The organism is Brevibacterium sp. UCMA 11754, assembly GCF_021532275.1.
Lineage (GTDB): Bacteria > Actinomycetota > Actinomycetes > Actinomycetales > Brevibacteriaceae > Brevibacterium.
In genome coordinates, this window is record NZ_JACBOT010000031.1 from 114,792 (window position 1) to 126,363 (window position 11,572).

Below are 11,572 nucleotides of genomic sequence, written 5' to 3' on the forward strand. Positions count from 1 at the left end.
CATCACTCTGACGACTCACTGAAACCAAGGAGAACCATGAAGACCAAGCTCATCGCCATCGCTGCGAGTGCGACCCTGCTGCTCTCGGGCTGCGGCCTCGTCGGCGGCGGATCCGACTCCGTCGGCGAGGAGGACGGCGACATCACCAAGCTCACCGTCGGTGCCACCCCGGTGCCGCAGGGCGACATCCTGAAGTTCGTCGACGAGAATCTCGCCGAGGATGCCGGCCTCGACATCGAGGTCACCGAATACACGGACTACACGCTGCCGAACAAGGCACTGTCCGATGGTGACATCGACGCCAACTACTTCCAGCACAAGCCCTACCTCGACTCCGAGGTCGAAGGCCAGGGCTACGAGCTCACCGCATTCGACCCGATCAACCTCGAACCCTTCGCCCTGTTCTCGAAGAACATCAAGGACGTCAAGGACCTGCCCAAGGGTGCGAAGATCGGCATCAACAATGATCCGGCCAACCAGGGTCGTGCGCTGAAGATGCTCGAAGAGGCCAAGGTCATCACCCTCAAGGACGGTGTCGACGCGGTCGATGCGAAGCTCTCCGATGTCGAGGGCAACCCGAAGAAGGTCGAGTTCGTCGAGGCCGACGCCGCTCAGCTGGCGCGCACCCTCGAAGACGTCGATGCCTCGGTCATCAACGGCAACAACGCCCTCGAAGCGGGACTCAGCCCAGCTAAGGACGGCATCCTGTTGGAGAAGGCCGAAGACAACCCCTACGGCAACTTCCTCGCCGCGCGCACCGCGAACAAGGACGATGAGAACATCAAGAAGCTCGACGAGCTCCTCCACTCCCCCGAGGTGAAGAAGTTCATCGAGAAGAAGTGGTCCGACGGATCGGTTCTGCCCAGCTTCTGAGTTGGAGGCTTCTGAATTGTGAGATTCTGAATTCCGAGATTCTGAGTTCCGAGTGAGCGTTTCACGCTCCTGAAGCTCGTCAATGTGGGCCCGCGTGCGATTTCTGAGTCAGAATCGCACGCGGGCCCACAATCATGGGTGCCTCGACCTCCGGACACGAGGCACGGGCCCTGTTCTGGATGCTCGGCACCGCGGGCCTCTCCGGTCCAGAAACCCGAGTGGCCACCCGCAAGCTCATCCGTGCCCTCCCCGAGTCACTGCGAGCCGAAGCCGAGACACTGGCCACGAGAATCCACTATGACCACACCACGTGGGGAAAGGCACCACCAACAGACGACGGACACGAACTCCTCGACACCCTGCGTAATGCGCTCGTGCATCACCAGACCCTCAACATCAGGTACACCGGGCGCAAAGGAACCACCGACATGCACGCTGCGAGTCCGCTCGGCATCGTGGCGAAGGCCGGCACCTGGTACCTCGTCGCCCGCACCGACACGGTGCGGACCTATCGCGTTGGCCGCATCACCGCGGCGGAGGCTGTGGAACCGAATGCCGATGCCCCCGGCGGTATGACTTCGGGACGCATCACAGCCGCGGCGACTGACCCCGATTTCGACCTCGCCTCGTATTGGGCTGCGCATGTCGAGGAGGTGGAGGCGCTTCGCTCATCCGTCACGGCGACGATCCGCTGTCCGAACTGGACCGTTCCGATCCTCTCCGCGCATTTCGGCAGATATTTCACCGTCGTCACCGAGGACTCAGATTTCACCATCGCCGAGGTGAGGGGCCAACTCATCGTCGCACTGGCCGAACAGTTGGCCGGGTGGGGGCGAACGGTCGAAGTGCTGTCACCGCCCGAGCTTCGCCGCGAGTTGGCACGGATCGGCGCCGAGCTGATCGAATACGGCCGAGATTTGTGATTCGATCAGCTCATCTGAGCGCGTCGTGCAGTGCCCGAGCTGCTGCCCCCAGAGCCGCCTCCGCGGCTGGCTGCACGGCGGCGGAGTTGCTCGATTCGCTGAGCACCACGACCGCGATGGTCTGGCCGTCGGAATGCTCGACGACGCCGATCTCGTGTCGGAGGTGCAGCAGAGTGCCTGTCTTCGACGACCATTTGGCCGCATCTGACATGAGGTCGGGGGCCAGTCGGTGGCGCACGACGTTGCCGGCCATGAGGTCTCGCAGCCGGGAAGCCGTCGTCGGGTGGATCCGTTCGGGACGCCACAGTTCAGCAAGCAGATCGGTCAGCCCTGCAGATGTGGCGACATTCGCCTGCGAGACGTCGAGCTGCCAGATCCGATGCCCGGCTCCCTGCGTGGGGTTCGCGTGAGCGAGTTCGTAGGCAAGGTGAGCCTCCGGGGGCGGAAGACTCTCAAGCGGAGTTCTGACGAGCGCATCGAGATGGTGTCGGATCTGGATTCCGCCCAGTCCGAGGTCGTCAAGGTCACGCTGAACCTCCTCGGTGGGGACGAGATCGAGCAGGGCATCGGTGGCCGTGTTGTCGCTGAAGCACACCGATAGCATGAGCAGGTCATCAACAGCGATCCGCGCGGGATGGCGAAAGCGGCTCGTCGCCATCGGGCTTCCGGCCTCAATTCGGCGGGGCTCGACGAGAACCTGGCGATCAGCGTCGAGTCGACCATCGGCGATGCGGTTGAGGACGGCGAGGGCGATCGGCACTTTCACGACAGAGGCCAGTGGAACCGGCCCGTCGGCAGCGACCGAGATCTCAGCCTGCGAATCGAGGTCGCGGACCACGATCCGGGCGCGCAGTCCCGCGGCCTCGAGCTCATCGCCGACCTCCCTGGCCAGGCGCGCCTCGCTCCTCATTGCACAGTCTCCTTCGGTGAGTCGAATCCGGTCGACGCAGCTCCTGCAGGTGTTGCGGCTCCGGCCGACGCAGCTCCTGCAGGTGATTCGGCTCCGGTCGACGTAGTCGAGGCAGGAGAGCCCGAAGTCGCGCCCAGGCAGTCGGCGATCTCCTCGTCGAACTCTCCGAGGAGCGAGACATCTTCCGCCGAGGTGGCTGCCAGGACGTATCCCCTCGCGACGACCGGCTCAAGCAGCGGAGCCCATGAGAGTTCGAGTTTCGCGGCTTCGTCCGCGCTGCAGACCAACAGGTCCCCCTCCCCCAGGACTCCGGCGACAGCAGCGGGATCGGACAGGTCCGTCACCACCTGATACGGCAGAAGGCCAGACTCTTCCGCGGTCCGCCGGATACGATCACGCACATGCGGGACACTGTCCTCGCTCAATAGTCTGAGCCGCTTACCTGCAAGCTGCGCGCCGACTCCGAGGATCCGTGTCCGTGCCCGTCGCAGATCGGCGATGCGCACCGGATTCAGTGTCCCGGAACGGTGAGCACACCCCAGCGGAACCGTCCAAGCCCCTTCCTGTGCGGGGACGGATCGCAGTGCCGCTCTGACCCGACGAGCGGTGAGGTCTTCATCCCTTCGGCCCGGCGGTCCCGGATGGAAGTCAATGCGCAGCCCCCGAGAATTCGCCGAGGCGGCCAGCACAGCGAGATCGCGCGTCGCACACGATGCCGGGACTGCGAGGGAGACCGGTCGGAGCTTGGCTCTGTCGGCATCGAGCATCATCTCATCGGCCAGTTCGACCAGGTGGGTCGCAGAGGCGAGCATGTCACGGCCGAACGGTGTGAGGCTCACGCCCCGGCCCGTCCTATCGAGCAGACGTGCACCGAACTGCTTCTCCAGACCGGCGATGCGCCTGCTGGCGACCGGTTGCGGGATTCCATTGGCTGCGGCACCCAGCGTCATGCTTCCCAATTCGCTGACGGCGGTGAAGGTACGGCAGGCCTCAATCAGGTCCATCACCCCATCGTATGCGCCCTGTTATGCGTTTTCGGTATGCGATGCACCGAAACCGTGTTCGACCGCATGAGAGAAGTGGTGAACAGTGGTTCTCAGCAGGGCGAACCCGACGTGAGATGTGAACCGACGAGAGAACGGATCAATCATATGAACAGACGACCAGTGAAGCTTCTGACCGCAGCAGCCCTGACGCTTGTCATGGCCACCGGCTGCTCACCCGCCGACGCGCAGACGGAATCGGCCAGTCAGACACCGAGTCCGGACCGAACGCAACAGGAGGTCACAGCGCAGCTCGAAGCCGTCGAGAACGAATACGACGCGAGAGTCGGAGTCAGCGCGATCGACACCGGGGACGGTTCAACCGTGGACCATCGCTCCGATGAGCGCTTCGGCTTCGCATCGACGCTCAAGGTGTTCGCTGTGGCCGAACTGCTCGCCGGAACAACGCCCGAAGAGCTCGACGAAGTCGTGACATGGACCCAGGCGGATGTCGACGCTGCCGGCTGGACACCCGTGACGGAGAAGCACGTCAATACGGGACTGCCGTTGGAAGATGTTGCCGAGAGCGCGCTGAGAGTCAGTGACAATGCGGCGATGAACATCGTGCTCGACGAGATCGGCGGACCCCAGGGACTCGATGCGGCGCTCGAAGAAGCCGGCGACCCGGACACCGAGGTCATCGACGAAGAACCGGAGCTCAACGACGTCGAACCCGGCAGCTCCGACAACACCACAACTCCCAAGGCCTACACTGCTGACCTGCAGGGCCTACTCGACCCCGACCGGGTGTCGGTGGACGACCGTGCGGTGCTGCTCGAATGGATGTCGGACAATGAGACCGGTGACCCCCTCATCCGTGCGGGCGCGCCGAAGGGCTGGACAGTCAAGGACAAGTCGGGACATTCCGATGCGATCCAGAACGACATCGCCGTCGTCTATCCGCCGGGCGAAGACCCGATCCTCATCACCGTGCTCACCGAAACCGAGGACCCGGAGTCCGAGGACGGGCCGGCCATCGTCGAGGCAGCTGCGGAGGCCGTTCTCGGCAGCTTCGAATGAGGAACAGCCTCAGCCTGGCGCGATCCGCACAGCGATGGCACCACGCTGCGACTCGGCGCCGACCTGAGAAATCGGTAAAGTGGCCAGCATGACCGAATCTCTGACCTTTGCCGATTCCATACTAGTTGCAGCCGACCCAGCAACCGTCTACGCAACCGTTTCGGACGTGACCCGAACTGGCGAATGGTCACCGATATGCGCAGAGTGCTGGTGGGACGAGGGCGACGGTCCACGGATCGGAGCCTGGTTCACCGGACACAACGTCACCCCCGACCGCGAGTGGCAGACTCGAAGTCAGGTCATAGCCGCCGATGAAGGACGTGCGTTCGGGTGGAGCGTGGGGCCGGGTCGGGTTCACTGGACATACAGCGTGAAGGAAGCGGAAGGCGGCACACTGCTCACTGAATCGTGGGAGTTCCTGCCGGAGGGGCAAGAATTCTTCAACGAGAAATACGGGGACCAAGCCGCCGAGCAGATCGCCGAACGAACCTCGGCCGCGCAGTCGGGAATCCCCGAGACTCTCAGGGCGATCAAGAAGGTCATCGAAGCTCGCTAGAGCTTCATCGGTTCTGGACGCGGCCAGACATGAATGCTATTGAATAGACGAGGCGGGAACTCCACGCCGATCTTCTCAACGGCGTTTCCAGGAGGCAGTTCATGAGCACAAGCATCGGGATCATCGGAGTCGGCGAGATCGCCTCGGCGATTGTCGAAGGCTCGTGTGCGAGTGACGATCACCCGGATTTCTTCCTCTCCCCCCGGAATGCCCAACGTTCGGCACAACTTGCCAGCGACTTCGACCGGGTCGAGGTGTGCTCGAGTAATCAGGACGTCGTCGATCGCAGCGGACACATCATCCTGGCCGTGCTGCCTGAGCAGACTGAGGCGGTACTCTCCGAGCTCAGCATTCCGGCCGACCGCACCGTCGTCAGCGCAATCGCCGGGATCTCAACCGATACCCTCGCCTCGCTTCTCCCGAATAGTCCGAGCATCGTGCGCGTCATCCCACTGCCGCCCGTGCGCGAACGCCGCGGTGTCACCCCGGTCTACCCTGGCCACTCGGAAGTCGAGAGGTTCTTCGATACTCTCGGCGGCACCGTCGTGGCAGCGACCGAAGAACTCTTCAGCACCTTGTCGGCCACAACAGCCACGATGTCGTCCTACTATGCCTTTCTTCAGGGCATTGCCGACTGGCTCGTCGAACAAGGATGGGAGAGGGCAGCTGCCGAACGCATCGTACGCGGCCAATTCGCCGGTTTGGGCAATACCCTCGCGACTACCGACACACCCTTCTCTGACCTGATCAAGGGCCATGAAACCCCTGGCGGCCTCAACGAGATGCTCCACCGGGAGTGGATGGGCGCGAACAACCACGCCGCACTCTCCCGATCACTTGATCGGATCTTCGCACGCGTGAGCGGAAGCGACTGACCAGAAGCCTGCCAAGGCAGAATTGGCTAAAATCTCCCCTATGTCCCAACACTCTCCGATCACTGTGTCGATCACGCGCACCGTCCTGCCCGAGCACCATCGTCGGTTCAACGCCTGGGTGCAGGCGGGACAGGAACTGGCGCGGGAAAGGCCCGGGTATCTTGGATCCGGTTGGGTGAGGACAGCACCCGACTCGGATGAGTGGCACCTGCTCTATCGCTTCGCCGACGAGAAGACGCTTCGGGCCTGGGACGAATCCGATGATCGCCGCTGGTGGATAGAGAGCGCCTCCGAAATCGTCGAGACCACTCGAGTCGAACACCGGACGGGAATCGAGGGATGGTTCGAACCGCAGGGAGAGGAAACCCTGACGATCCCTGAGACCGTCGTTCCGCCGAGGTGGAAGCAGGCCGTGAGCATCTTCCTCCCGTTCTTCCCGCTCAGCCTGCTCTCGACGTTCCTTCTCATGCCGCACCTCGAGAGCTGGCCGACGGTTCTGGCAGTGCTGCTCAACATCTGCATCCTCACACCGCTGATGACCTACATATTCCTGCCGATCAGCACCCGACTGCTCCGACCCTGGCTGCAGAAACCTCGTCGCTGACTGCCAGAGCGCCCCGAAAACCGCACGCGGAGCCGACTATCGAATGCGTGCCTGCGGTTCTTGGGGCAGAGCCCGGTTCTCGACGCCCCGGGCAGAAATTTCAGAACAGTCCGGTGATGACCGACGTTCAGCGTTGCGTTTTGGAGGTGCTGATGATGTCGCCGACAGTCGCTCATTGGCGGGTGCAATGGGCCCAGGCGCTCCAGATTGCCGAGGCCCCATCTCCATTTCACACTAACCTCGTCGTCTTGGCCGAGCGCAGTCTTCGAGGACTATCTCGTTGCCCACAGCGATGAGCCGAAGCCTCCGGTTTGGAAGGCACCGGCGCAATCAATACTCCCAAGAGTTGCCCCTAGTCGCGTCGCTCTCCACACCATCGAACAAACACACCAGCAGGACTTGACTCTGTGCCTAGCACATGGTTTCGACTAGGGCTGTGCGGCCAAGTCGGGTGGCACATCAGTTGTCGAACTTTGGAGTTAAGTCACATGCGAGTGCTTCGCACCCCGTTCCACATCATCCGTACCGAACTGCAACCGTACTTGCTTCTCAATGCCATGGCTTATGGACTTCTGCTCCTGGGATTGGCTCTGGGAATGTTGTTTCCGGGACTGAATGCGGCACTCTCGAATTCGATGGACGCCGGCGGGACAACGGACCTGGTCGTCTCACTGCTCGCGAGCCCTTGGCTGTTCACTCTGACCATCTTCTTCGTCAACATTGCGAAGGTCGCCCTGGCGTCGATCTTGCTGCCGTCCATGATCGTACCCTTCGGTGGACTCGCGGTGTTCGCGTATTTCGCCGTCGAGACCGGCATCGCGCTCGCTCCGGTCGATCACGCCACGGCGATGACGCTCATCCCTCATTCGCTCACTATGCTCATTGAGTTCCAGGCGTATATTCTGTTGCTGCTCGGCTCGTTCATTCTCGGCCGTTGCTGGCTCAAACCGGGAACGGTCGATGCCGCAAACAGACGATGGGGTTACCTTCGTGGCCTGCAGCGATTCGGCTGGCTCGCACTCCCGGCACTGATGCTGCTGATCATCGGCGCGGTCTATGAGGCCTTCTCGCTGACCTACCTGGTGCCCCTGCTCTTCGCATCGTGATCAGTCTGTGTGACCGATGAAGGCCAGCACCGCAGGCTCAGAGGAGAGGACCGAAATGACGTGGAGTACCCAACAACTCGCTGAAATTGCAAACACGACGGTGAATTCCATCCGGCACTATCACAAGGTCGGGCTGCTCCCTCAGCCTGATCGTGCTGCCAATGGTTACAAGCACTATGAGGTCACGCATCTGATTCGACTGATTGAGATCAAGAGGCTCACTGAGCTTGGTATTTCCCTGTCGCAGATCGCAGCCATGGATCGCTCCGATACGGACTCACTTCAGGCGATGCGCAGCCTCGACGCACATCTCGAAGGGACCATTGACCGTCTGAGCCGAGTGCGCGCTGACCTTGCTCTGATCCTCACGCACCAGGTGCCAGCGGTCACCTCGCCAGGTTTTGCCGCGATCGCTTCGGACTTTTCCGCAACCCAGAGGTCACTTCTCGCGATCTACGCGAAAGTATTCGACGATGCGGCGCTCACAGCATTCCGACAAGCGTTGTCCGAGCCCACGGAGGCAGATCAAGAGTTCGACCGATTGCCTGAGCACGCGGACGAAACGCGCATCGTCGACCTCGCCCACCAGCTGGTGCCGGTGACGCAAACGATTCAGAAGAATCATCCGCAGCTGATCAATCCTCTTCGAAGATCCCCACTAGGACCGAAAACGGCCGCGCACACCCTGGGGCAAGCTCTAACGAAGCTGTACAACCCCGCACAACTGCGAGTACTTCAACTGCTGGAACACCTCCTGAAAAGCGATGAAGATGGTTCCTACGCGGAGGGCTCACACAATGAACCTGATCCAGGTCAGGTGGAGGAATAACTGTGTCGAAGAACCAAAGAAGACAGCGGGCCGCAAAGCGCATCAAAGACGGCAACGGCCGAGCCCTGAAGCCCTTCCGTTGGTGGCAGATGTTGTCCCGGGCGCTGTTCTATCTTCCCCGGGAGGTCGAAGGAGAGCCGGGCCCTGGCCACGTCTATGCAGTCGATGTGGTGCTCTCAGATTCTCTAGCCGCTCACTGGACGGCTTCTTCGGAAGGCGGGTAGGCATCGCGCAGACGGTGCATGGTCGCCGACACTGTGGCTCGCACCTCTGCCTCCTGCAGTGGGGCAGAGGACAGCGCCGAACCGAACGAGAAGCCCTCGATCAGGGTGAACAGCAGGAGCGCCTCGCAGTGCAGCGCTTCCTCGTCGATCGTGCGGTCGGCCAGCGCATCACGCAGCAGCGAGCGGATCACTTCTACCCCCGCGAGAGATGTTGCAGCGATGTCGGTCGCGAACTCGGGGTCCGTGCGCGCCATGACGCGGTATTCGACGAGGGCGATATTCTCCTTGCGTTCCTGCTCGCTGGTCGGTGCGGCGAGGGTGATCACGTCCGCGATCCGTGACACGGGGTCCTCGGACAACGACCCTCTGCGGCGCACGATGCGCTGCATGAGGGCGTCCAAGGTGAAGCGCATGACCTCGCGGAGGGTGTCGCCAAAATAGTGCCGAATGCTCCCGATGGCCAAGCTGCTGCGTGCGGCGATCCGGGCGAGGGTCACCGAGCGCAGCCCGTGCTCGGCGATCTCGTCGATCACGGCATCGGCCACCTGCTCCCGGCGAACATCCGGGTCGACTCGTTTGGACATAGCTCCATCATAGCAACTTTTAGCATCGCTATGCTAACGTGTTTAGCATGACTATGCTAATAATGCGTTTTGGAGGCTTTCATCTTCGCCGCGGCCCCGGTCGAGGCGAGACGTGAAGGGCCGTGACATGCCCTGGAACGACTCGACGGGCAATGACCCTCTCAACTTTGACGGCCTCGATGGTCTCAACGGCGATAGAGGAGGGTGGTCGACGCCCGTTCCGGAGCCGGGAGTGTCGCTGCCACCGTTCCGCCCTTCCCTCTCGCTGCAGCGGACGCGCTTCGCGATCGACCTTCACGACGCGTCGACCGCGACAGTCGATGTCGACCACCTATCGGGCCGGGCCTCTCTCTACAGGAACGACAAACACGTGCAGACCTCCGACATGCCGATCCGATTCCCACTCGGATCGGACAGCATCGAGGTCGCTGCGAGCAGGTACGGCATGCAGCGGATCCGTCTGATTTGCGCGGACGGCAGCCAAAGACGTCTCGATCCCGCGCCAGGGACGCCCGAACACTGGCGCGCCCAACTCTCCCGCCGGCACCCCGGGTTCGGTCGTGCGCTGGCCGTCGGTGCAGTCATCGTGCTGACGATCAATCTGATCGTGCTCGCCCCTCAACTGCTCGAGCTGGTCACCCACCTGCCGCTCTGGGCCGATCGCTTCGTCTCGTTCGCCTCTCCCGTCGATTTGCCGGCAGGGGTGAACATTGCGCTGACCCTCACCGCCGGTCTCGCGGGAATCGAACGAGCACTCACCTTCCGCCATCACCGCCTGTTGGACGTTGAGACCGACGGAATCGAGGCCTGACCCCCGCCGCAGCCGGTCACGGGTGACCGCTTTCAAACGCTTCCGTGAGCTCCAGGAGTATTTGCCCACCATCTCGGACGGTGAATGCTGTCCGCGCCGAGGAGAAATGTATGCAACGACACGACCGCCACGCGAACCTATATAGACGTCCTGCCCTACCATCGGGACCGACCGAGTACCACCAATTTCTGCGCACCCCTGGTTACCGGTGGTGGAAGGCCGTACTTGCGATCGTGCTCATCCCCGTCGCCTATGTCGTCAGCACCCTCACGCTCACATGGGGACTGACCGTCGTCTCAGAGTCACTCGGCCTAGGCCTGGTGCCACCGGAGACGCCGGGCGACGGAGTGGTGACCATGAACCCGGCCCGGCTGCTCGCCAGCAACCTCGCTATCGGATTGCTGATCCCGGTCTCCCTCGGCCTGCAACGGCTGCTGTTCGGGCAACCCGGACGCTGGATGCACTCGGTGCACGGCCGCTTCCGGTGGAAGCTGGCGCTGACCCTGGCAGGCGTGCTGGTGCCGGTGTGGATCGTGTACGGCATCGTCTGGACGATATTGAATCCCGAGGTGGCCGGTGTGAACGGGCCACCGGCCACACTGGTCGGCACGATTGTCCTGTTCGTGATCGCGCTTCTGACCAGCCCGCTGCAGGCGGCCGGCGAAGAGTACGCCGCGCGCGGCCTATTAGCACGCAGCTTCGGCTCCTTCACCACGCAGCGCACGGTCGCCCTGCTGCTGGCCCTGCTCGCGCCAAACCTGATGTTCACCGTGGTGCACGGACTGGCAGACCCGTTGTTGGTCGTCTACACCTTCTCGGTCGGGCTGGCCTGTGCGGTGATCACCTGGCGCACCGGAGGGATCGAGGGAGCCGTCGTGCTGCACGCAGTGAACAACACCATCCTGTTCCTGGTCGCCTCCTTTTTCTCCAGCGAGATCACCATCGACCGCAGCTCCGGGCACGGCGAGGTGATGCTGCCGGGCACCCTGCTGATGCTGCTGACCGCCGCAGGGGTCTGGCTGTGGGCGCAACGCCGAGATATTTCCCGCTCCGCCGACCCGAACTCCGGCCACCCGACGAACGAGTGATCTCCCGGTGCACTCGCAGGGCCTGCCTGCGCGAGGCCACGCAGGCAGGCTATTCAGTGGTTCCCCGCAGGAGAGCATCCGCTGCATGGAAAGGGACGACCACTGTGCGTAGGCCGGCCTGGAGGA

The 11,572-nt window shown here is 62.6% G+C and carries 14 protein-coding genes; 11 read left to right on the forward strand and 3 right to left on the reverse strand.

Annotation, left to right across the window (positions count from 1 at the left end; all coding sequences use genetic code 11):
* Positions 1 to 36 precede the first annotated feature (36 nt).
* Together HX613_RS17515 and HX613_RS17520 are read left to right on the forward strand one after the other, a co-directional pair.
* On the forward strand, positions 37 to 873 hold the full coding sequence (locus HX613_RS17515; protein WP_235346497.1) for a MetQ/NlpA family ABC transporter substrate-binding protein: 837 nt from the start codon (positions 37 to 39) through the stop codon (positions 871 to 873).
* 134 nt (positions 874 to 1,007) lie between these two features.
* Complete coding sequence (locus HX613_RS17520) at positions 1,008 to 1,796, forward strand: helix-turn-helix transcriptional regulator (protein ID WP_235346498.1); 789 nt, start codon at positions 1,008 to 1,010, stop codon at positions 1,794 to 1,796.
* Between the two features lie 10 nt (positions 1,797 to 1,806).
* Here HX613_RS17520 and HX613_RS17525 read toward each other — a convergent pair whose 3' ends face one another.
* Both HX613_RS17525 and HX613_RS17530 read right to left on the reverse strand, forming a co-directional pair.
* Positions 1,807 to 2,706 (reverse strand): serine hydrolase, encoded by a 900-nt coding sequence (locus HX613_RS17525; protein ID WP_235346499.1) that lies wholly within the window; start codon positions 2,704 to 2,706, stop codon positions 1,807 to 1,809.
* The gene (locus tag HX613_RS17530; RefSeq protein ID WP_235346500.1) at positions 2,703 to 3,710 is read right to left on the reverse strand and encodes a LysR family transcriptional regulator; all 1,008 of its coding nucleotides are present in this window, start codon (positions 3,708 to 3,710) and stop codon (positions 2,703 to 2,705) included. The genes HX613_RS17525 and HX613_RS17530 overlap by 4 nt, the downstream gene beginning before the upstream one ends.
* A 147-nt stretch (positions 3,711 to 3,857) precedes the next feature.
* Here HX613_RS17530 and bla point away from each other — a divergent pair, with 147 nt between their 5' ends.
* The 7 genes from bla to HX613_RS17565 all read left to right on the forward strand — a co-directional run bounded on the left by bla (position 3,858) and on the right by HX613_RS17565 (position 8,963).
* Positions 3,858 to 4,769 carry a class A beta-lactamase gene (gene bla, locus HX613_RS17535; RefSeq protein ID WP_235346501.1) on the forward strand — a complete coding sequence of 304 codons (912 nt, stop codon included), beginning with the start codon at positions 3,858 to 3,860 and terminating at the stop codon, positions 4,767 to 4,769.
* Between the two features lie 88 nt (positions 4,770 to 4,857).
* Positions 4,858 to 5,325, forward strand: coding sequence for an SRPBCC family protein (locus tag HX613_RS17540; protein ID WP_235346502.1), 468 nt, complete (start codon positions 4,858 to 4,860; stop codon positions 5,323 to 5,325).
* A 101-nt stretch (positions 5,326 to 5,426) separates the two neighbouring features.
* Complete coding sequence (locus HX613_RS17545) at positions 5,427 to 6,200, forward strand: NAD(P)-binding domain-containing protein (RefSeq protein ID WP_235346503.1); 774 nt, start codon at positions 5,427 to 5,429, stop codon at positions 6,198 to 6,200.
* Positions 6,201 to 6,240: 40 nt separating this feature from the next.
* A complete protein-coding gene (locus HX613_RS17550) occupies positions 6,241 to 6,804 on the forward strand; it encodes an antibiotic biosynthesis monooxygenase (protein WP_235346504.1) in 564 nt (187 codons plus the stop codon).
* Between the two features lie 488 nt (positions 6,805 to 7,292).
* Positions 7,293 to 7,910 carry a hypothetical protein gene (locus HX613_RS17555; RefSeq protein WP_235346505.1) on the forward strand — a complete coding sequence of 206 codons (618 nt, stop codon included), beginning with the start codon at positions 7,293 to 7,295 and terminating at the stop codon, positions 7,908 to 7,910.
* A 16-nt stretch (positions 7,911 to 7,926) separates the two neighbouring features.
* Positions 7,927 to 8,739: a helix-turn-helix domain-containing protein gene (locus HX613_RS17560; RefSeq protein ID WP_235346506.1), complete on the forward strand. Its 813-nt coding sequence runs from the start codon at positions 7,927 to 7,929 to the stop codon at positions 8,737 to 8,739.
* Positions 8,740 to 8,741: 2 nt separating this feature from the next.
* Entirely contained in the window at positions 8,742 to 8,963 is a 222-nt protein-coding gene (locus tag HX613_RS17565) for a hypothetical protein (RefSeq protein ID WP_235346507.1), read from the forward strand.
* On the opposite strand, the gene HX613_RS17570 is transcribed toward HX613_RS17565, so the two are convergent.
* The gene (locus HX613_RS17570) at positions 8,933 to 9,547 is read right to left on the reverse strand and encodes a TetR/AcrR family transcriptional regulator (RefSeq protein WP_235346508.1); all 615 of its coding nucleotides are present in this window, start codon (positions 9,545 to 9,547) and stop codon (positions 8,933 to 8,935) included. The two genes, HX613_RS17565 and HX613_RS17570, sit on opposite strands and share 31 nt — an antisense overlap.
* 127 nt (positions 9,548 to 9,674) lie before the next feature.
* Between HX613_RS17570 and HX613_RS17575 the strand changes: the two genes are divergently transcribed.
* Both HX613_RS17575 and HX613_RS17580 read left to right on the forward strand, forming a co-directional pair.
* Positions 9,675 to 10,358 (forward strand): hypothetical protein, encoded by a 684-nt coding sequence (locus HX613_RS17575; protein ID WP_235346509.1) that lies wholly within the window; start codon positions 9,675 to 9,677, stop codon positions 10,356 to 10,358.
* 233 nt (positions 10,359 to 10,591) lie between these two features.
* Positions 10,592 to 11,446 (forward strand): CPBP family intramembrane glutamic endopeptidase, encoded by an 855-nt coding sequence (locus tag HX613_RS17580; protein WP_235346510.1) that lies wholly within the window; start codon positions 10,592 to 10,594, stop codon positions 11,444 to 11,446.
* Positions 11,447 to 11,572 lie beyond the last annotated feature (126 nt).

What these genes read in the sequence shown, in the direction of transcription:
- HX613_RS17550 (WP_235346504.1), top strand. Translation starts at nt 6,241, where the DNA reads ATGTCCCAACACTCTCCGATCACTGTGTCGATCACGCGCACCGTCCTG.
- HX613_RS17560 (WP_235346506.1), top strand. Translation starts at nt 7,927, where the DNA reads ATGAAGGCCAGCACCGCAGGCTCAGAGGAGAGGACCGAAATGACGTGG.
- HX613_RS17545 (WP_235346503.1), top strand. Translation starts at nt 5,427, where the DNA reads ATGAGCACAAGCATCGGGATCATCGGAGTCGGCGAGATCGCCTCGGCG.
- HX613_RS17525 (WP_235346499.1), bottom strand. Translation starts at nt 2,706, where the DNA reads ATGAGGAGCGAGGCGCGCCTGGCCAGGGAGGTCGGCGATGAGCTCGAG.
- HX613_RS17575 (WP_235346509.1), top strand. Translation starts at nt 9,675, where the DNA reads ATGCCCTGGAACGACTCGACGGGCAATGACCCTCTCAACTTTGACGGC.
- HX613_RS17555 (WP_235346505.1), top strand. Translation starts at nt 7,293, where the DNA reads ATGCGAGTGCTTCGCACCCCGTTCCACATCATCCGTACCGAACTGCAA.
- bla (WP_235346501.1), top strand. Translation starts at nt 3,858, where the DNA reads ATGAACAGACGACCAGTGAAGCTTCTGACCGCAGCAGCCCTGACGCTT.
- HX613_RS17570 (WP_235346508.1), bottom strand. Translation starts at nt 9,547, where the DNA reads ATGTCCAAACGAGTCGACCCGGATGTTCGCCGGGAGCAGGTGGCCGAT.
- HX613_RS17540 (WP_235346502.1), top strand. Translation starts at nt 4,858, where the DNA reads ATGACCGAATCTCTGACCTTTGCCGATTCCATACTAGTTGCAGCCGAC.
- HX613_RS17515 (WP_235346497.1), top strand. Translation starts at nt 37, where the DNA reads ATGAAGACCAAGCTCATCGCCATCGCTGCGAGTGCGACCCTGCTGCTC.
- HX613_RS17530 (WP_235346500.1), bottom strand. Translation starts at nt 3,710, where the DNA reads ATGGACCTGATTGAGGCCTGCCGTACCTTCACCGCCGTCAGCGAATTG.
- HX613_RS17520 (WP_235346498.1), top strand. Translation starts at nt 1,008, where the DNA reads ATGGGTGCCTCGACCTCCGGACACGAGGCACGGGCCCTGTTCTGGATG.